Source organism: Xanthomonas sp. D-109, from assembly GCF_017746095.1.
Taxonomy (GTDB): domain Bacteria; phylum Pseudomonadota; class Gammaproteobacteria; order Xanthomonadales; family Xanthomonadaceae; genus Xanthomonas_A; species Xanthomonas_A sacchari.
Map to the genome: position 1 here is coordinate 153,799 of NZ_JAGHWV010000027.1, position 21,770 is coordinate 175,568.

General features: G+C 71.5%; 19 protein-coding genes. 10 read left to right on the plus strand and 9 right to left on the minus strand.

Translation table 11 applies throughout. From position 1 onward, the window contains the following. Window positions 1-7: 7 nt before the first annotated feature. Window positions 8-529, minus strand: a complete 522-nt coding sequence (locus tag J7357_RS20230; protein WP_209249272.1) for a GNAT family N-acetyltransferase — start codon at window positions 527-529, stop codon at window positions 8-10. 286 nt (window positions 530-815) lie between these two features. Between J7357_RS20230 and ribA the strand changes: the two genes are divergently transcribed. The 3 genes from ribA (at window position 816) to J7357_RS20245 (ending at window position 4,167) form a co-directional block, all read left to right on the plus strand. Next, window positions 816-1,940, plus strand: coding sequence for a GTP cyclohydrolase II RibA (gene ribA / locus J7357_RS20235; protein ID WP_209249274.1), 1,125 nt, complete (start codon window positions 816-818; stop codon window positions 1,938-1,940). A 152-nt stretch (window positions 1,941-2,092) separates the two neighbouring features. Then, window positions 2,093-2,632, plus strand: coding sequence for a PH domain-containing protein (locus J7357_RS20240; RefSeq protein WP_244667694.1), 540 nt, complete (start codon window positions 2,093-2,095; stop codon window positions 2,630-2,632). Then, window positions 2,629-4,167 carry a PH domain-containing protein gene (locus tag J7357_RS20245; protein ID WP_343237441.1) on the plus strand — a complete coding sequence of 513 codons (1,539 nt, stop codon included), beginning with the start codon at window positions 2,629-2,631 and terminating at the stop codon, window positions 4,165-4,167. The genes J7357_RS20240 and J7357_RS20245 overlap by 4 nt, the downstream gene beginning before the upstream one ends. A gap of 22 nt (window positions 4,168-4,189) precedes the next feature. On the opposite strand, the gene J7357_RS20250 is transcribed toward J7357_RS20245, so the two are convergent. The 8 genes from J7357_RS20250 to def all read right to left on the minus strand — a co-directional run bounded on the left by J7357_RS20250 (window position 4,190) and on the right by def (window position 13,360). Continuing rightward, entirely contained in the window at window positions 4,190-5,227 is a 1,038-nt protein-coding gene (locus J7357_RS20250; protein WP_017909257.1) for a CDP-glycerol glycerophosphotransferase family protein, read from the minus strand. Then, window positions 5,227-6,060 carry a glycosyltransferase family 2 protein gene (locus J7357_RS20255; protein WP_010340695.1) on the minus strand — a complete coding sequence of 278 codons (834 nt, stop codon included), beginning with the start codon at window positions 6,058-6,060 and terminating at the stop codon, window positions 5,227-5,229. The genes J7357_RS20250 and J7357_RS20255 overlap by 1 nt, the downstream gene beginning before the upstream one ends. A gap of 82 nt (window positions 6,061-6,142) precedes the next feature. Then, complete coding sequence (locus J7357_RS20260) at window positions 6,143-7,417, minus strand: O-antigen ligase (protein WP_209249278.1); 1,275 nt, start codon at window positions 7,415-7,417, stop codon at window positions 6,143-6,145. A gap of 53 nt (window positions 7,418-7,470) precedes the next feature. Then, a complete protein-coding gene (locus tag J7357_RS20265) occupies window positions 7,471-8,505 on the minus strand; it encodes a glycosyltransferase (RefSeq protein WP_209249280.1) in 1,035 nt (344 codons plus the stop codon). A gap of 76 nt (window positions 8,506-8,581) precedes the next feature. Beyond that, window positions 8,582-10,297 (minus strand): glycosyltransferase family 39 protein, encoded by a 1,716-nt coding sequence (locus J7357_RS20270; RefSeq protein WP_209249282.1) that lies wholly within the window; start codon window positions 10,295-10,297, stop codon window positions 8,582-8,584. 25 nt (window positions 10,298-10,322) lie between these two features. Then, window positions 10,323-11,642, minus strand: coding sequence for a 16S rRNA (cytosine(967)-C(5))-methyltransferase RsmB (gene rsmB / locus J7357_RS20275; RefSeq protein WP_209249284.1), 1,320 nt, complete (start codon window positions 11,640-11,642; stop codon window positions 10,323-10,325). Window positions 11,643-11,812: 170 nt separating this feature from the next. Then, a complete protein-coding gene (gene fmt, locus J7357_RS20280; RefSeq protein ID WP_209249286.1) occupies window positions 11,813-12,736 on the minus strand; it encodes a methionyl-tRNA formyltransferase in 924 nt (307 codons plus the stop codon). A gap of 111 nt (window positions 12,737-12,847) precedes the next feature. Further along, window positions 12,848-13,360 carry a peptide deformylase gene (gene def / locus J7357_RS20285; protein ID WP_209249288.1) on the minus strand — a complete coding sequence of 171 codons (513 nt, stop codon included), beginning with the start codon at window positions 13,358-13,360 and terminating at the stop codon, window positions 12,848-12,850. Window positions 13,361-13,498: 138 nt separating this feature from the next. On the opposite strand from def, the gene J7357_RS20290 reads away from it, so the two are divergent. The 7 genes from J7357_RS20290 to J7357_RS20320 all read left to right on the plus strand — a co-directional run bounded on the left by J7357_RS20290 (window position 13,499) and on the right by J7357_RS20320 (window position 21,671). Then, window positions 13,499-14,635 carry a LysM peptidoglycan-binding domain-containing protein gene (locus J7357_RS20290; RefSeq protein ID WP_010340688.1) on the plus strand — a complete coding sequence of 379 codons (1,137 nt, stop codon included), beginning with the start codon at window positions 13,499-13,501 and terminating at the stop codon, window positions 14,633-14,635. A gap of 81 nt (window positions 14,636-14,716) precedes the next feature. Further along, window positions 14,717-15,871 carry a DNA-processing protein DprA gene (gene dprA, locus J7357_RS20295; protein WP_209249290.1) on the plus strand — a complete coding sequence of 385 codons (1,155 nt, stop codon included), beginning with the start codon at window positions 14,717-14,719 and terminating at the stop codon, window positions 15,869-15,871. Window positions 15,872-15,914: 43 nt separating this feature from the next. After that, entirely contained in the window at window positions 15,915-16,388 is a 474-nt protein-coding gene (locus J7357_RS20300) for a DUF494 family protein (protein ID WP_010340686.1), read from the plus strand. Window positions 16,389-16,430: 42 nt separating this feature from the next. Further along, window positions 16,431-17,129: a pilin gene (locus J7357_RS20305; protein ID WP_209249325.1), complete on the plus strand. Its 699-nt coding sequence runs from the start codon at window positions 16,431-16,433 to the stop codon at window positions 17,127-17,129. A gap of 39 nt (window positions 17,130-17,168) precedes the next feature. Beyond that, the gene (locus J7357_RS20310) at window positions 17,169-18,110 is read left to right on the plus strand and encodes an RDD family protein (RefSeq protein ID WP_209249292.1); all 942 of its coding nucleotides are present in this window, start codon (window positions 17,169-17,171) and stop codon (window positions 18,108-18,110) included. Between the two features lie 226 nt (window positions 18,111-18,336). Continuing rightward, window positions 18,337-20,823 (plus strand): DNA topoisomerase I, encoded by a 2,487-nt coding sequence (locus tag J7357_RS20315; RefSeq protein ID WP_209249294.1) that lies wholly within the window; start codon window positions 18,337-18,339, stop codon window positions 20,821-20,823. A gap of 287 nt (window positions 20,824-21,110) precedes the next feature. Next, complete coding sequence (locus J7357_RS20320; protein ID WP_209249296.1) at window positions 21,111-21,671, plus strand: Sua5/YciO/YrdC/YwlC family protein; 561 nt, start codon at window positions 21,111-21,113, stop codon at window positions 21,669-21,671. The last annotated feature ends 99 nt before the right edge of the window (window positions 21,672-21,770 follow it).

Consider the following 21,770-nt stretch of genomic DNA (forward strand, 5'->3'; position numbering starts at 1 on the left):
ACCCGCGTCAGTCGTCGTGCGGCTGCGCCGGGCCGGCGAGGATGCGCTGGTAGAACGCCAGGTCCAGCCAGCGGCCGAACTTGAAGCCGGCCTCGCGCACGGTGCCGGCGTGCACGAAGCCCAGTTGCTCGTGCAGGGCGATGCTGCCGGCATTGCTGGCGTCGATGCCGCCGACCAGCACGTGCACGCCGCGGGCCTGCGCGGTCTCGATCAGCGCCTGCAACAAGCGCCGCCCCGCGCCGCGGCCACGATGGTCGCGGTGCACGTAGACCGAGTGCTCGACGCTGTACTTGAACGCCGGCCAGGCGCGGAAGGTGCCGTAGCTGGCGAAGCCGAGCAGGGTGCCGTCGGCGTCCTCCAGGCCCAGCACCGGGAAGTTGCCGGCGCGCTTGGTCGCGAACCAGGCCGCCATGCTCTCCGGCGGGCGCGGCCGGTAGTCGTACAGCGCGGTGGAATGGACGATGGCGTCGTTGAAGATCTCCAGGATCGCCATCGCGTGGCGCGGTTCGGTGCAATCGACGAGCTGCATGCGGTTGGGGGCCGGAGGGACGCGAGGCCGCACAGTAGCAAGCAACCAGCGGCACGTGCACACCCGCCCAGCGCCGGCGGCATTGCCGGGAACGCCGCATCCGGTTGCATCGGCGATGCAGTGCGGCCGGGCACAGTGCGTTCCATCGCCCGCGGGCTGGCGAGACAGGCAAAGCGCGCGACAATGGCGTCGGGCGCCATGCGCCTGCCGGCGCCGCGCCGGTGCCGCCGCGACCGGATGCGGCAGCCTTGAAGCGGCGCCGCCGATCCCCCATCTGGAGTCGTGCATGACCAGCCCCACCGCCCCTTCCGCGCACGCCTTCGGCGATCCTGCCGCGATCCGCAGCGAACGCGCGGCATCGGAGTTGCGTGCCGGGCGCCCGGTCCTGCTCGAAGACGGCAACGGCCGCACCCGTGCGGTGATGGCGCTGGACAGCAGCACCGAACCGTCCTACCTCGGTTTCGCCGAGGCCACCGGGCAGCGGCACTACCTGTTCGTGACGCCGCCGCGCGCGCAGGTGCTGGGCCTGGACGCGCCGCAGGGCGCGCGCATCGCCCTGGCCGGGCACTCCTACGACGCGCTGGCAGCGCTGGCCTACCTGCGCGACGGACCGGTGCCGGCGCAGTGGCAGCCCGGCGACGCGCTGGATGCCGGCGCCGCCGAGATCGCGCGCCTGGGCCTGCTGCTGCCGGCAATGGTCGCGGCCGACCTGGGCGCGGACAGCAGCGCCTTCCAGGGCTGCCAGTCGCTGCGCCTGGACGATCTGGAACACGGCTGCGCCCTCGCCGCCTCCGACAGCTACACCCTGGTCACCCGCACCCAGGTGCCGCTGCGCGACCTGGGCCCTGGCGAATTCGTGGTGTTCCGCGGCGGCGTGGCGCAGCGCGACCAGGTCGCGATCGTGATCGGCCAGCCTGACCTGAGCGCGCCGGTCCCGGTGCGCGTACATTCCTCCTGCCTCACCGGCGACCTGTTCGGCTCGCTCAAGTGCGACTGCGGCGACCAACTGCGGCACGGCCTGGCCAAGCTCAAGGCGCTGGGCGGCGGCGTGCTGCTGTACCTGGACCAGGAAGGCCGTGGCACCGGCATCGCCACCAAGATGCGCGCCTACGGCTACCAGCACGACGGCCTGGACACCATCGATGCCGACGCGCAACTAGGCTTCGGTGCCGACGAGCGCCGTTACGGCAGTGCCGTGGCGATGCTGCGCGGACTCGGCATCAGCCGCGTGCGCCTGCTCACCAACAACCCGAACAAGGCCGAGCGCCTGCGCGCGGCCGGCATCGAGGTGACCGAGCGCATCCCGGTCACCGGCACCATCACCGCCGAGAACGAGGGCTACCTGCGCACCAAGGCCGCCCGCGCCGGCCACGCGCTGGACGTGGACGCGCTGCTGCGCGCGGCGCGCTGACGCACGGACGCAGGTCGGTGCCTCACACCACCTGATCGAATCGGGACGGAAACCGCGCAGCGGACAGCGCACGCCCGCCATCGCCGCGTTAGGATCGCAGGCCACGCCGCGCGCCCGCGCCCCGAGACCCCGACGTGATCGCACCGCCGCCCATGGACGACTCCCCCGCCGCGCCCGCGCCCAGCGCGCGCGCCGCCGCCCTGGCACCCGCGGACTGGCCGCCGGCCGACTGGCAGCCGGTGCCGCTGCGCGGTGCCTGGCTGGCCGCGCTCGGCGGCGGCTGCATGCTCGGGCTGAGCCTGGTGATCGCCGCCGGCATCGTCGGGCTCAGCCTGCACAGCCTGCATGCGCTGGCCCTGGGCGCGGTGGCGGCGGCGGTGGGCAGCCTGTGCGGCGCCTGGGTCGGCTTCGTCCGCCACCGGCGCATCCGCTGGCGGCTGAATGCCCAGGGCCTGGACGTGTTCCGCGGGCGCCTGTGGCAGAGCGAGACGCACGTGCCGATCTCGCGCGTGCAGCACCTCGACCTGCGCCGCGGTCCGCTGGAACGCGCCCTGCGCCTGTCCACCCTGGTCGTGCACACCGCCGGCACCCGGCATACCGCCGTCGCCGTGCCCGGGCTGGACCAGGCCGACGCGCAGCGCCTGCGCGAGCGCCTGGCGCACCAGCTCGACCACGACGACGACGCGCTGTGAGCGACCTCGCCGACACCGAGCACGCCACGCCGGTGCGGCGCCTGCATCCGTGGTCGTGGCTGTTCGTGCTGCTGCAGCACCTCAGGCACTTCCTGCTGCCGTTGCTGGCGCTGCTGGTGTTCGGCAGCCGCGACGGCCATCGCGATCACGCCGATCACCTGGTGATGCTCGCGGTGTGCAGCGGGCTGGTGGCGGTGTCGCTGCTGCGCTATCTCACCTACCAGTACCGCATCGGCCACGACAGCCTGAGCATCCGCAGCGGCTGGCTGGAACGCAGCCTGCGCGAGATCCCGTTCGCGCGCATCCACAACGTGGTGGTGCACCAGTCGCTGCTGCACCGGCTGTTCGGCGTGGCCGAGGTGCGGCTGGAATCGGCCGGCGGCACCAAGCCCGAGGCGCAGATGCGGGTGCTGCGGCTGGACCAGGCGCTGGCGCTGGAACAGCAGATCCGCCACCGCGCGCCTGCCGGCGAGCGTGCCCAGGCCGGCGACGACGCGGGCGCCGCGCCCGCCGTGCCGGACAGCGAGCTGCTGCTGGCCCTGCCCACCGCCGAGGTGCTGCGCCAGGGCCTGATCTCCAACCGCGGCATGGTGGTGCTGCTCACCGCGTTCGGCGCCACCTACCACCTGTTCCCCGAGCGCATGATCTCCAACGCGATCGAGCACTACGGGCGGCAACTGTTCGGCTACGCCACGCACCTGCAACTGGGCTGGATGGCCGGCGCGGTGACCTTCGCGCTGATGCTGGCGACGCTGTTGCTGCTGATGCGCGCCTTGTCGATGGGGCTGGCCATCGTGCAGTACCACGGCTTCCGGCTGAGCGAGAGCGAGCGTCGGCTGACCGTGGAGCGCGGCCTGCTGACGCGGTTGCGCAGCAGCGTGGCGCGGCGCCGGATCCAGGCCTGGACCCTGCACGAGAGCGTGCTGCAGCGGCTGCTGCGGCGGCGCAGCCTGCACATCGACACCGCGGTGATCCAGTCGCACCACGGGCACGGCCACGACCACGCACTGACGGAACTGGCACCGCTGGCCACGCCGGCCGCCTGCGATGCGCTGCTGCAGCGGCTGCTGCCGCAGATCGCCTGGCCGCCGGCGCAGTGGCACGGCATCGCCACGCGCCACTGGTGGCGCCTGTCGCTGCCGGCGCTGCTGCTGGTGCCGCTGCTGTGCGCCGGGCTGTGGCCCACGCTCGGCGCGTGGGCCGCATTGGGCCTGCTGTGGCTGCCGTGGTCGGCGTTCAAGTCCTGGCGTCAGGCGCAGCGCATGGGCTACGCGCTGGACGCGCGCTACGTGGCGGTGCGCGGCGGCTGGTGGCGGCGCTGGTGGCGGCTGGCCGAACTGGACAAGCTACAGACGCTGCACCTGAGCCGTTCGCCGCTGGACCGCTGCTGCGGCACCGCGACGCTGTGGCTGGACACCGCCGGCGCCCGCCACGGCGAACCGCCGCTGCGCGTGCGGCTGCTGCCGGACGCGCAGGCGCGGGCGCTGTACCGGCAACTGGGCCAGGCGCTGGCGCAGCGGCGGCTGCGCTGGTGAGCGGGCGCGGCGGCAGTACGCGTCAGCGCCGCGCGCCGCGGCCCCAGTAGCCGATGCGGCGGCGGATCTTCAGCTTGCGCCACAGGTTCAGCGGCTTGCGCCGCGGGTTGCGCGCGCCCTCGGCGACGAAGTCGTCGATCGCGCGCAGCACGCGCTCGCTGGACTGGCCGTCGCGGTAGGGATGCAGGCCATCGGCGAATTCGCGGATCGCCGCCATCAGTTCCGGCGGCCGCTGCAGCGCGCGACGGATCGCCGGTTCGAACTGCGCCGGATCGTCGATGTCGATCAGTTGCGGCCCCGGACGCCGGTTCTTGAAGGTCACCACCGGCTTGTAGGTGAGCAGGAACTCGTTGAGCGCGGACGAGGTGTCCGAGCACATCATGTCCACCTGCGGGAACAGTTCCAGGATGTTGTCGTTGTCGGCGAAACGCAGGTACTCGCTCTCCAGCGCGCGGTAGCGCGCGACCATCGCCGGGTCCATCTTCGGATGGAAGGTGACGATCCAGCGCCATTCGCCGCTGCGCGAGAGCCGCGCGACCTCGTCGTGGAGGATGCCGGCTGCGCTCCACGACGGCGAGAACGTGGAGTGATACAGGATCACCGGCGGCTGCCGGACCGGCGCCAGTTCCGCGCCGATCTCGCGCATGAACGGGTCGATCTTGGGGAAGCCGGTTTCCTTGACCGCGAAGTGGCCGAGCTTGCGCGCCAGCGCGCCGAACGCGGCGGTGTCGCGCGGGCCGGTGGTGCAGTACAGGTCGAAGAAGCCGCGCACGTAGATGTGCCGTGGCTTGCCGGCGTCGAAGCCGTGGAAGGTCTCGACCTTCACCCCGGGGAAGAAATGCGGCACCGCGTTGCTGGAGGTGATCACCGCGTACGGATCCCACGCCAGCACTTCTTCCACCGTCGCCAGGTGGCGCTCGTCGGCGCTCAGGTCCTCGGCGCCAGGGCCGTCGAAGAACCATGCCGCCTGGTCGCCGCGCGCGCGGATCGCCGCCTGCAGCGGGCGCAGGATCGCCAGCGCATAGCGCTCGGATCCGTACAGCAGGTAGTGCTTGCTCATCAGTGCTCCAGATCGTGCCGTTGCAGTTGCGCCCGCGCCTGCTCCACCGAGGCCGGGTTGATCTGCATCTCGTAGTAGCGCATGCGCTTGTACAGCGCGTAGCTGGCCGCGGTCTGCGCCACCACGAAGCCGCGCCAGCCGTCGAGGAAGGCCAGCCGCAGCAGATAGTCCTTGAGGAAGGCGCCGGCGAACACGAACGGGCTCTGCCACATTCTCACCGGCTTGCGCTTGTCGCGCCAGCCGAGCGCCTTGAGTTCGGCGTAGCGCAGCACCTTGAGCTGCTTGTGCACCAGGGTCGGGTTGTGCAGGTGGTTGAACGGCGGCGCGAACGCGGCGCTGGCGCCGTCGAAGCGCAGCGACTCGTGCACCCGCGCATCGCTCCAGCGCGCGCGTCCGCGATGGTACAGCCGCGCCAGGCGCTCGCCGACCATCGGTTTGTACCAGCGCATCGGCGCGCCCATGTACCAGGTGCTGCGACGCAGCCACACCGCATCCACGCGGTCCTCGGCGAGCAGTTGCGGCAGCCTCGCCTGGCATTCGGCGCGCAGCGCGTCGGACAGGAACTCGTCCGCGTCCAGCACCAGGATCCAGTCGTGCGCGGCCTGGGTGGAGGCGAAGTTGCGCTGTGGGCCGAAGCCCAGCCAGGCCTGCTCGACCACGCGTGCGCCGTGCGCGCGGGCGATCGCCACGGTATCGTCGGTGCTGCCGCAGTCCACCACCAGCTTGTCGGCGGCGAACGGCACGCTGTCCAGGCAGCGCGCGATGTTGGCGGCCTCGTTGTAGGTCATCACCACCAGGCTCAGCGGCAGGGTGGCGGCGGCAGCGTCGGCCATGGCGCGCGGTATCCGGAAGTCAGGCGCGGTGCCGGCGGTCGGCGCCCGGCGCCTAGCCGCCCGGCGATGCGGGATCGGCAGTCTACCGGCTTCGCGGGGCGCCTTCAGCGCCCGGGCCCGGCTCCGCCTCGCGTGCGGCCAACCCGATCAGCACGCCGACCAGCGCGACGTAGAAACCGGTACTCACCTGGTGCGCGAACATCGACTGGGTCATGCCGCACAGGACGTAGGCCGCCACCACCATGATCCCGGCCGCCGCCGCGCCATGGAACTGCGGCTGCGGCCGGCGGCGGTACAGGCGCAGCAGCAGCCACAGCGGCACCCCGTACACCATCAGGATCAGCACGGTACCGGGCAGGCCCTGGGTCGCGCTCCACTCGGCCAGGTCGTTATGCGCGTGGCCCAGGTGGCAGCGCTCGACGAAGCCCTTGCGGCAGTCGGGCAGGCGCAGCATGGCGTTGTCGAAACGGCCCACGCCGACCCCGACCACGGGGTGTTCGACGAAGGTCGCCGCCGCCACCTGCAGGCGCTCGATGCGCGCGCCGGCCGAGGAATCGCTGTCGCCGCGCTCGTAGCGCTGCACATCGTGGTGCAGTTCGGCCAGGCGGGTCTGCTTGGTCAGCGCCGGCACGCTCAGCACCAGCACCGCCGCCAGCACGGTGCACGCGCCCAGGATCATCAGCCGGGTCGCGCTGTCGCGCCAGCGCAGGCACAGCGCGCTGACCACCAGCAGCAGCAGGACGCCCAGCCACACGCCGCGGCTGCCGCTGAGCAGGATGACGATGCCGCCGGCCACCACCGCGGCGGCGGCCCACGGCCACTGGCCGCGCGGTCGGCAGAACACCGCCAGCACCATCAGCATCAGCACCACGTCGGCCAGCACGATGGCGTTGGTCCAGCCCTCGGCACGCGGCTGGCCCTGCAGTACCTGCACGCTGGCCAGCACCAGGGCGGCGAGGATGCCAAGCAGCGCGCCCCACCACAGCAGGCGCTGCGGCGGCCGCAGCGCATAGGTCCACAGCGCCGCCCACGGCAGCACCAGGAAGCGGGTGCGATTGTCGATGTCCTTCAGCGGCTGGCCGAAGTACAGCACCGAGCACAGCGACAGCCCGATCACCAGCAGCGCCAGGATCCACAGCCAGCGCAGCGACGGCTGCATCGGCGCGACCGCCTGGCGCAGCTGCGGCAATGCCAGCAGGCTGGTCGCCAGCAGCAGCAGGCCGAACGGCAGCAGGCCGCTGGGCATGCTGATCACCAGCGCCGGCAGGCACAGCAGCGCAAACGCCGCGCCGCGCTCGGCCAGGGCCTGGCGGGAGGACGCGGAAACGGCATGGCGTGGCGCGATGGGCTGGGACATCAAGGAGGGAAGCCGTCGGGGTGGGGTGGTCGGCGATGATCCGGGGCGCTTCCCTAACCCGGCCTGACCTGTTCGCGATCGGCGCCGCGGCTGGCCGGGGCAGCGGGCGGCGGCGCTTCCCCGAGCAGATCGGCCACGGCCGCGCGCAGGCGCTCGCCGAACTCGCGCCGGCGCGTCTCGAAGAAACCGCGCGCGGCGGTGCCCAGGGCGTCGCACTGCATCGGCGACAGCGCCAGCGCCTGCGCCATCGCCTGTTCGAGGCCGGCGGCCTCGATCCGGTAGCGCACGCCGAAATTGTCCGGCCCCTCGCCGACCGGATCGATCAGCACGCCACGGTCGGCGCTCACCAGCTCGTTCATCGGCGCCCCGTTGGTGGTGATCACCACCGCGCCGACGCTCAGCGCTTCCATGATGTAGTGGCCGAAGCCCTCCACCTCGGAGGGGCACAGGTGGAAGCGGTGCGCATTCTGCAGCCGCCGCAGTTCCTGCTGGTCCAGGTAGCCGGTCAGGTAGTCGATGTTCTCGGCCTCGATCGGGTGGGACTTCTTCGCGCTCTGCACCACCGTCAGCCGCGGCCACTCGGGGTGCCGCGCCCAGGTCTGCAGCAGCAGCGCCGTGCCCTTGGCCGAACTGCGCCCGGCCACATGCAGGCAGGCGCGTTCGCGCGGGACCTCAGGACGGTAGCAATCGTCGCTGCAAAAGCCGATGAAGGCGGTCGGCGCCATCGTGGAGAACCGCTGCTCGGCCTGGCGGGTCTTGCACAGCACCTGGGCGAAGCGCGGCAGGCAGCGCAGCCACTTGTGCCGGAACCACTCCGGGTTGGGGATCAACGCATTGCGCAGGCCGCTGCCCAGGCAGCGCGGATACACCCGCTCCAGGAAGATCTGCAGGTCGGCACGCCCGAACAGCAGGCTGCGCAGGAACAGGCGCAGTTCGCGCAGGCGATTGGCCATGCGTACGGTGCCGAAGCCCAGCACCTCGACGCGGTAGCGACCGGTCTCGCGCAGCAGGTCGGCGACCACCTGCAGGTCGCGACTGAGGCCGCCGCCGTTGTCGCGGCTGATCACCCGGATCAGCGGCGGCGGCATGCGCGCTCCCCGGCCCGCGCGACGCGCTGGCCGCCACCGGCCGTCGCAGCACACCGCCGGGGTGCGCAAGTGCGGCTCATTCGAAGCGGTCCTTGTCCTGCTCGCGCAGGCGGTCGCGGTCGTCCTGGGTGACCACGCAGTGGCCGTGCACGGCGCTGGCCGGGACCAGCCACCAGTCGCGTCGGTTGGACACGCCGGCCAGGATGCTCGCATTGCGGTCGACGCAGCCCAGCATCGCCGCCTCCTGCACCAGCAGCCAGCGCCGCTGCGGCGCCTGCGCCTGCCAGGCGATGCCGCGACGCAGTTGCTCGTCCCAGGGCACTACGAAGCCGAAGGTCGTGGCCGGGCGGTCGGCCATCAGCAGGTTCTGCTCCTTCCAGGCGACCAGGCCGAGTTCGGCCTCCGGGCCGATGCGGCGCCCCACCGACTCCATCACCCCGCGCGCGGAACTGGACATGTTGATCAGCGGGTACACCAGCAAGCCGGCCATCACCCAGACCATGGTCAGGGTCGAGACCGTCGCCAGTTCCGGGCGGCGCCGCGCGAATGCGGCCAGGCTGGCCACGCCCCACAGGCCGATCGCCAACAGGATCCAGGCCAGCACCTGCACGGTGGCCAGGTCGATGCCGCGGTCTTCCATCATCTTCGCGCGGAAGCCGTGCCCCAGCAGGATCGCCGCGCCCACGCCGCCGAGCGCCAGCGTCAGCAACGCGGTGAACGCGAGCAGCAGGCGCTTGATCCCGGGCTTGCGCAACAGCCCTGGAATGAGCGGCCCCATCGCCAGGCACAGCATCGGCAACGCCGGCAGCACGTAGACATCGCGCTTGCCGGTCGGGATCGAGAAGAACAGCACCACCAGCGCCCACCAGGCCAGCGGCAGCAGGTAGCGCGCGTCGCGCCGGCGCAGGCGCCGCGCCCAGGCGGGGATCGCCCACGGCAGCGCCAGCAGCACCGGCAGCCACATGCTCGGCATCACCCCGAAGAAGTACAGCGGCCCGTGCGCGTGGTCCCAGGACTTGGCGTAGCGCCCGGCGGTCTGCCGGAACAGGATGTCGTTGAGGTAGGCGCGGTACTCGGGCGCGTTGCTCGACAGCGCGGTGGCGACCATCGGCACCAGCCAGATCGACACCGCCGCCAGGAACGCCAGCGGCCCCAGCCAGAAACGCGGATCGCGCAGGCCGACCCGCACCCCGCGCCAGTGCGCCAGCGACGCCGCCGCGGCCGGCAGCAGCATCAGCAGCGCCAGCACGCCCACGCCCTTGGTGATCGTGCCCAGCCCGGCGGCGAACCAGCCCAGCGCCCACAGCCGCCAGTCCGGCCCGCGCAACAGATGGCGCAGCAGCGCGTAGTTGGCCAGGGTGATGAAGAACACCACCAGCGGATCGATCTGCGCCTTCTTCGCCTGGTAGGTGAAGTGGAAGGCGAACAGCAGCGCGTAGGCCGCGTACATGCCGACGCGGCGCGTCCACAGGCGCCGGCCGAGATCGTAGACGCAGGCCAGCGTGCCCAGCCCGGCCAGCAGCGACGGCAGCAGGAACGCCACCCGCCAGTTGCCGAACAGCGAATAGAAGCTGGCCTGCAGCCACATCAGCATCGGCGGCTTGTCCGAGTACAGCTCGGTGCCGCGGTGCGGGAACAGCCAGTTGCCGCTCTCCACCATCTGCTTGGCGACCAGCGCGAAGCGCGGTTCGTCGGCCGGGTGCGGATCGCGCAGGCCCAGGCCGGCGCCGAGCACCAGCACCGCCAGGATGGCCAACAACCAGAACTCTCGGGAGGCGCGGGTCTTCAGCATGGGAAGCGATGATACCGACGCCGGTTCATGCCGTCTTGCGGAACCGCGCGTAATAGAAACCGTCGCAGTCCTGCTCGCCGGGGAAGCGCTGGCGGCCGCCGCCGGAGGCATGCCCGCAGGCTTCGCCCGGGTCCTCCAGCGCCGCACCGGGCTGCCGCGCCAGCAAGGCCTGCACCTGCCGCGCGTTCTCGTCCTGCAGCAGCGAACAGGTGGCGTAGACCAGCACCCCGCCCGGCCGCAGCACCTGCCAGGCGGCGTCGAGCAGGCGCGCCTGCAGCGCCTGCAGCGCCACCACGTCCTCGCGGCGGCGATGCAGCAGCACGTCCGGCTGGCGGCGCACGATGCCGGTGGCCGAACACGGCGCGTCGAGCAGCACCGCGTCGAATGGCACGCCGTCCCACCAGTCCTGCGGCTGCGCCGCATCGGCGACCTGCAACTGCGCCTGCGCGCCTGCCCCGGTGCGCGCGAAGGTCTCGCCGACCCGCGCCAGGCGCCGCGCATCCACGTCCAGCGCGGTCAGGCGCAGACTGGGATCGCGTTCGAGCAGGTGCGCGGACTTGCCGCCGGGGGCCGCGCAGGCGTCGAGCACGCGCGCGCCCGGCGCTGGCGCCAGCACGTCGGCGACCTGTTGCGCCGCACCGTCCTGCACCGACACGCGCCCCTCGGCGAAGCCCGGCAAGGCCCCCACCGCCAGCGGCGTCTCCAGCCGGATCGCATCGGCCAGCAGCGGCGAGGCCTGCGCGGCGATGCCGGCCGCAGCCAGTTCCTGCAGGTAGGCGTCGCGGGTGCCGCGCTGGCGGTTGACGCGCAGCCACAGCGGCGCCGGCTGCTGGCTGGCGGCGAAGATCGCCTCGGCCTGCTGCGGCCAGTCGGCACGCAGCGCATCGCGCAGCCACAGCGGCCAGCCCGCGTCGGCGGCGACCACGGGCAGCCCGTCGCGCAGCGCGCGCCGCAGCAGCGCGTTGACCAGCCCGGCCTGGCGCGGCCGATCCAGCGCGCGCGCCGCCTCCACCGTCGCCGACAGCGCCGCATGCGGCGCCAAGCCCAACGCATCGAGCTGGGCGAAGCCGGCCAGCAGCAAGCCGCGCAGTTCGGCGTCGCGCTGCGGCAACTGCTTCTGTAGCCACATGCGCAGCGCCGCCTCGTAGGCCGGTCGGCGGCGCAGCACGGCGAAGCAGATCGCCTCCACCAGCGCGCGGTCGCGCGGATCCGGCAGCGTCGGCAACGCGGTGGCCAGTTCGGCCTTGAGCGAGCGGCCGCGATCGATCACCGCCGTCAGCACGCGGGCGGCAAGCACCCGCGGGGCCACGCCCGGCGGCCACGCAGCGTTGGGCGTCGCGGTCATCGGCGCGCACCCCAGGCCGTGCCGCCGCTTCGGGCGCATGCCGCGCGGCGGTCGCCCGCGCGGATGACGCGCTGGCGCGGGGCAGTGGACACGCCTCCACGCCTCGACGAGGACGCGGCTACAGACGCGCCTGCAAGGCCCGACACAGCGTACACAGGCATGCCGACGCCTTACGCCAGGACCGGCAGGTCGCGCCGCGCGTTGAGGTAGTCGGCGGCGGTGATCGCCTTGCCGCCGTCGCGCTGCAGCACGCGCAGGCGCAGCGCGCCCTGGCCGCAGGCGATGTCGATGCCTTGCTTGGACGCGGTCAGCACCGTGCCCGGCGGTTGCCCGTGGGCCAGGTCCAGCGCGATCGCGCCGTGCACCCGCACCCGCTCGCCGGCCAGCACCGCCTCGGCGACCGGCCACGGATCGAAGGCGCGCACCTGCCGCGCCAGCTGCGCCGCGGGCTGCTGCCAGTCCAGCCGCGCCTGCGCCTTGTCCAGCTTGTGCGCATAGGTGACGCCCGCCTCCGGCTGCGACTGCGCCACCGGGCGCAGACCGGCGCGCAGCAGGCCCAGGCCGTCGGCCAGCACCTGCGCGCCCAGCGCGGCCAGGCGATCGTGCAACTGGCCGCCCGTCTCGTCGGCGCCGATCGGCGTGCGCTGCGACAGCAGCACCGGGCCGGTATCCAGCCCCGCTTCCATCTGCATCAGGCACACCCCGGTCTCGCTGTCGCCGGCCTCGATCGCGCGCTGGATCGGCGCGGCGCCGCGCCAGCGCGGCAGCAGCGAGGCATGCACGTTCCAGCAACCATGGGTCGGGATCGCCAGCACCGCCTTGGGCAGGATCAGCCCGTAGGCCACCACCACGATCAGGTCCGGCTGCAGCGCGCGCAGCGCCTGCAGCGTCTCCGGCGAACGCAGCGTCTGCGGCTGCAGCACCGGAATGCCGCGCGCCACCGCCTCCAGCTTGACCGGCGACGGGGTCAGCCCGCGGCCGCGCCCGGCGGGCCGGTCCGGCTGGGTGTAGACCGCGACCACTTCATGGCGCTGCGCAGCCGCGCGCAACGACGGCACGGCGAAGTCTGGCGTACCGGCGAAGACGAGTTTCATGGAGGCTGAGAACCGGGAATGGGGAATGGAGAATGGGAAAAGCGCGCGGACCCGGAAATGGCACGGGCACCGCGCTTACGATTCCCGTTTCTCCATTCCCGGTTCCCGGCCTCACGCCACGTGCTTGCGCGCCTTGGCCAGCTTCTTGCGCACCATTTCGCGCTTGAGCGGAGACAGGTAGTCGACGAACAGCTTGCCGTCGAGGTGGTCCATCTCGTGCTGCACGCACACCGCCAGCAGGCCGTCGGTGCTCAGTTCCTGCGGCTGGCCGTGGCGGTCCAGGTAGCGCACGGTGATGGCGTCGGCGCGGGTCACGTCGGCGTAGATGCCGGGGACCGACAGGCAGCCTTCCTGGTACACCTGCTCGCCGTCGCGCTGCACGATCTGCGGGTTGATGAACACCTGCGGGGCGTTCTTCTCCTCGCTGACGTCGATGACCATGAAGCGCTTGTGCACGTCCACCTGGCTGGCCGCCAGGCCGATGCCGGGCGCGTCGTACATGGTCTCGAACATGTCGTCGAGCAGGCGCTGGAAGGCCGCGGAGGTGACCTCGGCGGCGTCGACCGGCACTGCCTTGGTGCGCAGGCGCGGGTCGGGGAATTCGAGAATGGGGAGCAGGGCCATAGCGGTACCCAAGATGGGGGCGCCGGACGATTCGGCAAGGCCTGCGAATTCTACCCGTTTCTGCGTCCGGCGCTTGCGCCCGCACCAGGGTTCTGCACTATAGTGCGCCAACCTGTTGGGGAATCAGGCTCCGCGCTCATGTTCAATCGACTCCGTACGGTCGTCGCCGTGGCGATGCTCACCGTGGCGACCTACGCTGCTTCCGCCAGCATGGCCGCCGAACACCCCGACACCTACGTGGTGCGCAAGGGCGATACGCTGTGGGACATCGCCGGGCGTTTCCTCGGCAAGCCCTGGCTGTGGCCGGAGATCTGGCAGGCCAATCCGCAGGTGCACAACCCGCACCTGATCTACCCCGGCGACGTGCTGAGCCTGGCCTACCTGGACCGTGTGGCGCACGCCGAGGTCAAGCCGGGCCCGCGCCAGGACGCGCCGATCGACGCGATCCCGCTGGCGCAGGTGGAGCCGTTCCTGAAGAACCTGCGCGTGGTCGACCGCATCGACGACCTGCCCTACGTGGTCGGCACCGAAGACAACCGCCTGCGCGCCACCGACGGGCAACTGGTCTACGCAGTCGGCCTCGGCCAGGCCCAGGCCGGGCAGCGCTACGCCGTGGTCCGTCCGACCGTGCGCTACCTGCTGCCCAAGCTCAGCGACGACCTAAACGCCGAAGGCCGCAGCACCCCCGGCAGCGGCAACCTGTGGCAGACCTTCGTGCCGCCGGACAAGCGCCGCGAGACCCTCGGCTACGAACTGGCCCAGGTCAACATCGGCACCGTCGCCCGGGTCTCCCCCGACGGCCGCCAGGCCACCGCCCTGCTGCTGCAGGACAACGCCCGCGAAGTGCGCGCCGGCGACCGCCTGATCCCGGTCGAGGCGCAGCCCTACGACCTGCAGTTCGTGCCGCATCCGCCGTCCGAGCAGGCGCTGGCCGCCGGCCTGCGGGTGCTGGCGGTGGCCGACGCGTTCAGCGCGGCCGGTCCGCGCGACGTGATCGCCATTTCCGGCGGCCGCCGCGAAGGCATCGACAACGGCACCGTGGTGTCGCTGTGGCGCCATGGCACCCGGGTCAACGATCGCGTGCGCCATCCCAACACCTCGCGTGCCGACGACGGCTTCACCGGCGGCAGCGGCACCACTGTGGCGCTGCCGGACGAGTACGCCGCGCACGCGATGGTGTTCCGCACCTTCGACAAGGTCAGCTACGCGCTGGTGATGGACGGCATCAAGCCGACCCGGGTCGGCTACGACGTCAAGCATCCGGACGCGCGCTGACCCGCCACCGGGGAGTCCCCCTACAGCGATTGCAGACGGCGCCCGAGGGCGCCGTCTGCGTCTGCGGCCTAGCCTGGGCGCATGTCCCATTCGGCCACCACCTCCTTCGACGCGCCCGCCGACCCGGCCCTGCTGATCCTGTCGCTGGCCGGCGGGGCCAGCGCCCAGCGCCGGCAGTTGCTGGAGCGGCATGGCAGCCCGGCGGCGGCGCTGGCCGCCGGCCCCGCCGCCTGGCATGCCGCCGGCCTGGATGCGGCGCAGATCGCCGCGCTGCAGCGTCCCGATCGCGCTGCACTGGATACCGCCGAACGCTGGCTGGCACAGCCGGGCCGGCACCTGCTCGGTTGCCACGATCCCGACTACCCCGCCCTGCTGCGGCGCACGCCCAACCCGCCGCTGGCGCTGTACGTGGACGGCGATCCCACGGCGCTGTGGCATCCGGCGGTGGCCGTGGTCGGCAGCCGCGCACCCAGCGCAGGCGGCCGCGACAACGCCTACGGCTTCGCCCTGGCCCTGGCCACGGCCGGCTTCGCGGTGACCAGCGGCATGGCCAGCGGCGTGGATGCCGCCGCGCACCGGGCGGCGCTGTCGCGCGCCGACGGACTGACCGTGGCGGTGGTCGGCACCGGTCCCGACCTGGCCTACCCGCGCCAGCATGCCGCCCTGCGCAGTCAGATCGCCGAACGCGGCGTGGTGGTCAGCGAGCATCCGCCCGGCACCCCGGCGCGGGCGGGCCACTTCCCGGCGCGCAACCGCATCATCGCCGGACTGAGCCTGGCGACCCTGGTGATCGAGGCCGCCACCCGCTCCGGCGCGCTGATCACCGCGCGACTGGCCGCCGAGGCCGGGCGCGAGGTGTTCGCCCTGCCCGGCTCGATCCACAACCCGCTGGCACGCGGCTGCCATCGGCTGATCCGCGACGGCGCCGGGCTGGTGGAACGCGCCGAGGAGGTGGTGGCCGGCGTCGCCCCGCTGGCCGCCGAACTGGCCGACGCCTTGCGCGGGCGCCTGAACGCCCCCACACAGGGAGCCAGCACCGCGCGCGGCGCCACGCCGGCCTTCTCCGACCCCGACTACCAGCGCTTGTGGCAGGCGCTGGGCCACGACCCCACCTGTATGGATTCAGTCATCGCACGCAGCGGATTGACGGCCGCAGCGGCGTCCTCCATGCTGCTGGCCATGGAACTGGATGGCTACGTGGCGGTCGAACGCGGTCGTTACACCCGCAAACCCTAGTTTCTTCACCTCCACAGCGTCTCGCGACGCAGGCCGAGGGGCAATGAAAGAGAGCATTCTGGATGTCCTGCTGTACCTGTTCGAACACTATTTCAGCGAAGACGCGGATCCGGTCCGCGATCGCGACTCCCTCCAGAATGGCCTGATCCAGGCCGGCTTCAGCCCCACCGAGATCAGCAAGGCGTTCGACTGGCTCGACGCCCTGGCCGACCAGCGCCCGGCCGTGGCGCAGCCACGCATCGACGGTCCGATCCGCATCTACCATGGCCCGGAACTGGACAAGCTCGACGTGGAATGCCGCGGCTTCCTGCTGTTCCTGGAGCAGCACGGCATCCTCGACAGCGACCAGCGCGAGCTAGTGCTGGACCGGGCCATGGCCCTGGACCAGGACGAACTGGACCTGGACGACCTGAAGTGGGTGGTGCTGATGGTGCTGTTCAATCAACCCGGCGCCGAGGCGGCATACGCGTGGATGGAAACGCAGATGTTCGTCGACGAGCCGGAGCCGGTCCACTGAGCCGCTGACGGTCGCGCACGGATGCACGAAGACACCTCCCCATTGGCGGTCTGGTATTACGTCGATGCCGCCCGCGAGCGGCATGGGCCGTTGCCGGCGTCGGCCCTGCTGGAGCGCCTGCACGACGGCCGCCTGCAGCGCGACACCCTGGTCTGGCGCGAAGGCCTGCCGGAGTGGCGGCCGCTGCATGCGCTCGCCGCCGAGCTGGGCCTGCCCGACGCCCCCACCCCGCCGCCGTTGCCGCCGACGCTCCAGGCGGCCGCTCCCGCAGGTCCCGCTGCTGCCCCGCCACGCAGCGGCCTGTCCGGCTGCGCGATCATGGCCATCGTCGGCGCCGTCGCCGGCGTGCTGCTGGTGGCGTTCCTCGGCATCGGCGCGGCGATCGCCCTGCCTGCCTACCAGGACTACATGGCACGCGCAAAGGTCGCGCAGGCGCTCGGCACCCTGGCGCCATTGAAGGACCAGATCAGCGCGTTCAACGCGCAGGAGCACCGGTGCCCGGTGAACGGCGACACCGGCTTCGGCACGCCGCAGAGCTATGCCGGCGACGCCATCGCGCAGGTGCGGATCGGCCGCTTCGACAACGGCCACTGCGGCCTGGAAGCCACGCTGCACCTGCCCGGCACCAAGCGCCTGGATGGCAAAGCGCTGTGGCTGGACTACGATGAGCGCACGTCCGCCTGGAACTGCAGTTCCGACCTGGACGATCGCGTCCTGCCGGTCCACTGCCGCGGCGGCTGACCGGCGCACCGTTTTCGACTGCAACTCCCGGGGAACAGAATGACTGAGTGGTACTACGCCGATGCGGCGCAGCAGCGCCATGGCCCGCTGGCGGCCGCCGACCTGCAGCAGCGCTTCCAGCGCGGCGAGATCGGGCTGTCGACCCTGGTCTGGCGCGAGGGCCTGAGCGAATGGCGCAGCCTGGCCGAGTTCGTCGACGAGCTCGGCCTGGCCCAGGCGCCCCCCCCGGCACCTGCGCTGCACCCCTCGGAGATCGGTACAGACGTGCCGCCGCCCGCCCCGCCCCCGGCCGTGCCCGACGCCTGGACCGCGCCCGCCGCGGCGGCGTCGCCCTACGCGGCGCCCAGCGCCATGCTGGACAGCGGCACGCGGGTGGTCGGCGGCGGCGAGGTGGTGCAGGCCGGGTTCTGGAAGCGCGTGGCCGCCTACCTGATCGACGCGTTCCTGGTCGGCATCGTCTCCAACGTGATCCAGTTCGTGGTGATCCTCGGTTTCATGGGGGTCAACCGCGTCGGCAGCGAGCCCAACTTCACCTCCGCCGCCGGCATCGTCATGTTGCTGATGATGTACCTGGTGCCGCTGGCGATCTCGGCCCTGTACTACGGCCTGTTCCACGCCTCCACCAAGCAGGCCACGCTGGGCAAGATGGCGGTCGGCATCAAGGTGGTGCGCACCGATGGCAGCCGCATCACCGTCGCCCGCGGCATCGGCCGCTATTTCGGCTTCATGCTGAGCGGCCTGACCGTGGGCATCGGCTACCTGATGGCGGCCTTCACCGAGCGCAAGCAGGCCCTGCACGACATGCTCTGCGACACCCTGGTGGTGGACAAATGGGCCTACACCGACCACCCGGAATGGCAGCAGCGCAAGCTGGGCACGGTCACCGTGGTGATTCTGTCGCTGTTCGGCCTGATGATGGCCGGCGCGCTGCTGCTGGTCGCCTTGGCGATCGGCATGGCCGCCAAGGGCGGCTGGCACTGAGTCCGGCGGCCTCCAGGGGCCGCGTGGCGGCCCGCCTGGCCGGCGCCGGCTTGACAGCGGGCGCCGGACATGTCCACTAATAAATAAGCGCCGTTGCTGAACGCCCGGGGGTTAAGCCCCGGGCGTCGGCTTCTCTGCGAGACCGCAACGCTTCACTAACCGGAGCAATTGCGCCACCCTACCGCCCCCAGGGCGTCCGCCCACGCCCATCGAAGCCCGACCCGCCATGTCCAAGCACCTGCTCATCGTCGAATCGCCCGCCAAGGCCAAGACGATCAACAAATACCTCGGCAAGGATTTCCACGTCCTGGCCTCGTATGGGCACGTGCGCGACCTGATCCCGAAGGAAGGCGCGGTCGATCCGGACGACGGCTTCGCGATGCGCTACGCGCTGATCGACAAGAACGAGAAGCACGTGGAGGCCATCGCCAAGGCGGCCAAGGTGGCCGAAGACATCTACCTGGCGACCGACCCGGACCGCGAGGGCGAGGCGATCAGCTGGCACATCGCCGAGATCCTGCAGGAGCGCGGGCTGCTCAAGGGCAAGCCGCTGCACCGGGTGGTGTTCACCGAGATCACCCCGCGCGCGATCAAGGAAGCGATGGCGCAGCCGCGGCAGATCGCCGGCGACCTGGTCGATGCGCAGCAGGCGCGCCGCGCCCTGGACTACCTGGTCGGCTTCAACCTGTCGCCGGTGCTGTGGCGCAAGGTGCAGCGCGGCCTGTCCGCCGGCCGCGTGCAGTCGCCGGCGCTGCGCATGATCGTCGAGCGCGAGGAGGAGATCGAAGCCTTCGTCGCCCGCGAGTACTGGTCCATCGCCGCCGACTGCGCGCATCCCTCGCAGCACTTCAACGCCAAGCTGATCAAGCTCGACGGGCAGAAGTTCGAGCAGTTCACCATCACCGACGGCGACACCGCCGAGGCCGCGCGCCTGCGCATCCAGCAGGCCGCGCAGGGCGCGCTGCACGTCACCGACGTGGCCAGCAAGGAGCGCAAGCGCCGCCCGGCGCCGCCGTTCACCACCTCGACCCTGCAGCAGGAAGCCTCGCGCAAGCTCGGCTTCACCACCCGCAAGACCATGCAGGTGGCGCAGAAACTGTACGAAGGCGTGGCGATCGGCGACGAAGGCACGGTCGGCCTGATCTCGTACATGCGTACCGACTCGGTCAACCTGTCGCAGGACGCGCTGGCCGAGATCCGCGACGTGATCGCCCGCGACTACGGCATCGCCTCGCTGCCGGACCAGCCCAACACGTACCAGACCAAGTCCAAGAACGCCCAGGAAGCGCACGAAGCGGTGCGCCCGACCTCGGCGCTGCGCACCCCGTCGCAGGTCGCCCGCTTCCTCACCGACGACGAGCGCAAGCTGTACGAGCTGATCTGGAAGCGTGCGGTGGCCTGCCAGATGATCCCGGCCACGCTCAACACCGTCAGCGTCGACCTGTCGGCCGGCAGCGAACACGTGTTCCGCGCCAGCGGCACCACCGTGGTCGTAGCAGGTTTCCTGGCCGTGTACGAGGAAGGCAAGGACAACAAGAGCGCCGAGGACGAGGACGAAGGCCGCAAGCTGCCGGCGATGAAGCCCGGCGACCGCGTGCCGTTGGAACGCATCCTGGCCGAGCAGCATTTCACCCAGCCGCCGCCGCGCTTCACCGAAGCGGCGCTGGTGAAGGCGCTGGAAGAGTACGGCATCGGCCGTCCCTCGACCTACGCCTCGATCATCCAGACCCTGCTGTTCCGCAAGTACGTGGAAATGGAAGGCCGCAGCTTCCGCCCGTCCGACGTCGGCCGCGCGGTCTCCAAGTTCCTGTCCAGCCACTTCACCCAGTACGTGGACTACGACTTCACCGCCAAGCTCGAGGACGAGCTCGACGCGGTCTCGCGCGGCGAGGAAGACTGGATCCCGCTGATGTCGCGCTTCTGGGAACCGTTCAAGGAACTGGTCGAGGACAAGAAGGAATCGGTCGATCGCGCCGAAGCCAGTGGCGCGCGCGAGCTCGGCACCGACCCCAAGACCGGCAAGCCGGTGAGCGTGCGCCTGGGCCGCTTCGGGCCGTACGCGGCGATCGGCAGCACCGCCGAGGACGCCGAGGACAAGCCCAAGTTCGCGTCGCTGCGTCCCGGCCAGAGCATGCACACCATCACCCTGGAGGAGGCGCTGGAGCTGTTCCTGATGCCGCGCAGCCTCGGCCAGGACAAGGACGAGGAGGTCAGCGTCGGCATCGGCCGCTTCGGCCCGTTCGCCAAGCGCGGCAGCGTCTATGCCTCGCTGAAGAAGGAAGACGACCCCTACACCATCGATCTGGCCCGTGCGGTGTTCCTGATCGAGGAGAAGGAAGAGATCGCGCGCAACCGCATCATCAAGGAATTCCCCGGCAGCGACATCCAGGTGCTCAACGGCCGCTTCGGCCCGTACATCAGCGACGGCAAGCTCAACGGCAAGATCCCCAAGGATCGCGAGCCGGCCACGCTGAGCCTGGACGAAGTGCAGAAGCTGCTGGAGGAAACCGGCAAGCCGGTGCGCAAGGGCTTCGGCGCCAAGAAGGCCGCCGCCAAGAAGGAAGCCGCGCCGAAGAAGAGCGCGCCGAAGAAGGCCGCCGCCGACGCCCCGGCCAAGCCAGCGGCGAAGAAGGCGGTCAAGAAGGCCGCGAAGAAGACCGCCAAGAAAGCGGTGAAGAAGGCCGCCAAGAAGACGGTGGCCAAGGGCGGCTGAGCCGCTCTGCGGATGACCGAGGTTGGCCCAATGCGCCACCTCGGATAGTACGAGCACGGCCGCTGAGCCGTCTTCTCGCGGTGCCCACGGCGTCTCTCAGCGCCTGAAGAACCGCGACACCGCGGCTGTCTGTGGGAGGGGCTTCAGCCCCGACGCGTTATCGGCAAGGTGTCGGGGCTGCCCCTCTCCCACAGAAAGGCGGCACGGCCGGAGACTTGCGAAAACCCCGAGTCCCGCCCATCCGACCCTCATTGTCCTTAGACGAGGACGTGCCGCATGATGCGCGCATGACCGACCTGTCGCTGAGCCATGCCGTCGCCGTCCTGCGCCAGGGCGGCGTGATCGCCTATCCCACCGAAGCCGTGTGGGGCCTGGGCTGCGATCCGCACGACGAGACCGCCGTGACCCGCCTGCTGCGGATCAAGCAACGACCGGTGGACAAGGGCCTGATCGTGGTCGCCGCCGAACTGGATCCGCTGCGCCCGCTGCTGGACCTTTCCGCGTTGCCAGCGGACCGGTTGGCCGCGGTGTTGGCCAGTTGGCCGGGACCGCACACCTGGATCCTGCCCGCCGCCGCGCACGCGCCGCCCTGGGTCACCGGCGCGCACCAGGGCATCGCCGTGCGGATCAGCGCGCATCCGCTGGTGGCCGCCCTTTGCCGCGCCTGGGGCGGCGCCCTGGTCTCGACCAGCGCCAACCGCGGCGGCGAGCCGCCGGCACGGCAGCGCAGCGAGCTGGATCCGCTGGTGCTGAAAGAGCTCGATGGCCTGATCGACGGCGACACCGGCGGCCTGGCCCAACCCACCCCGATCCGCGACGCCGCCAGCGGCGAGATCCTGCGCGCCTGAGGCGCTGCTCTTCAGCGCGGCACGCCTGTCTTCCGCCGTGTCGGCGTCTGGCGGCATGGCGCGATGGAGCCACGCGGGCGCTTCGCGCACCGTACCCTC

Excerpts from the sequence above, each read along its gene's own strand:
- J7357_RS20230 (WP_209249272.1), bottom strand. The coding sequence starts at position 529 with ATGCAGCTCGTCGATTGCACCGAACCGCGCCACGCGATGGCGATCCTG.
- ribA (WP_209249274.1), top strand. The coding sequence starts at position 816 with ATGACCAGCCCCACCGCCCCTTCCGCGCACGCCTTCGGCGATCCTGCC.
- J7357_RS20240 (WP_244667694.1), top strand. The coding sequence starts at position 2,093 with ATGGACGACTCCCCCGCCGCGCCCGCGCCCAGCGCGCGCGCCGCCGCC.
- J7357_RS20250 (WP_017909257.1), bottom strand. The coding sequence starts at position 5,227 with ATGAGCAAGCACTACCTGCTGTACGGATCCGAGCGCTATGCGCTGGCG.
- J7357_RS20255 (WP_010340695.1), bottom strand. The coding sequence starts at position 6,060 with ATGGCCGACGCTGCCGCCGCCACCCTGCCGCTGAGCCTGGTGGTGATG.
- J7357_RS20260 (WP_209249278.1), bottom strand. The coding sequence starts at position 7,417 with ATGTCCCAGCCCATCGCGCCACGCCATGCCGTTTCCGCGTCCTCCCGC.
- J7357_RS20265 (WP_209249280.1), bottom strand. The coding sequence starts at position 8,505 with ATGCCGCCGCCGCTGATCCGGGTGATCAGCCGCGACAACGGCGGCGGC.
- J7357_RS20270 (WP_209249282.1), bottom strand. The coding sequence starts at position 10,297 with ATGCTGAAGACCCGCGCCTCCCGAGAGTTCTGGTTGTTGGCCATCCTG.
- rsmB (WP_209249284.1), bottom strand. The coding sequence starts at position 11,642 with ATGACCGCGACGCCCAACGCTGCGTGGCCGCCGGGCGTGGCCCCGCGG.
- fmt (WP_209249286.1), bottom strand. The coding sequence starts at position 12,736 with ATGAAACTCGTCTTCGCCGGTACGCCAGACTTCGCCGTGCCGTCGTTG.
- def (WP_209249288.1), bottom strand. The coding sequence starts at position 13,360 with ATGGCCCTGCTCCCCATTCTCGAATTCCCCGACCCGCGCCTGCGCACC.
- J7357_RS20290 (WP_010340688.1), top strand. The coding sequence starts at position 13,499 with ATGTTCAATCGACTCCGTACGGTCGTCGCCGTGGCGATGCTCACCGTG.
- dprA (WP_209249290.1), top strand. The coding sequence starts at position 14,717 with ATGTCCCATTCGGCCACCACCTCCTTCGACGCGCCCGCCGACCCGGCC.
- J7357_RS20300 (WP_010340686.1), top strand. The coding sequence starts at position 15,915 with ATGAAAGAGAGCATTCTGGATGTCCTGCTGTACCTGTTCGAACACTAT.
- J7357_RS20310 (WP_209249292.1), top strand. The coding sequence starts at position 17,169 with ATGACTGAGTGGTACTACGCCGATGCGGCGCAGCAGCGCCATGGCCCG.
- J7357_RS20315 (WP_209249294.1), top strand. The coding sequence starts at position 18,337 with ATGTCCAAGCACCTGCTCATCGTCGAATCGCCCGCCAAGGCCAAGACG.
- J7357_RS20320 (WP_209249296.1), top strand. The coding sequence starts at position 21,111 with ATGACCGACCTGTCGCTGAGCCATGCCGTCGCCGTCCTGCGCCAGGGC.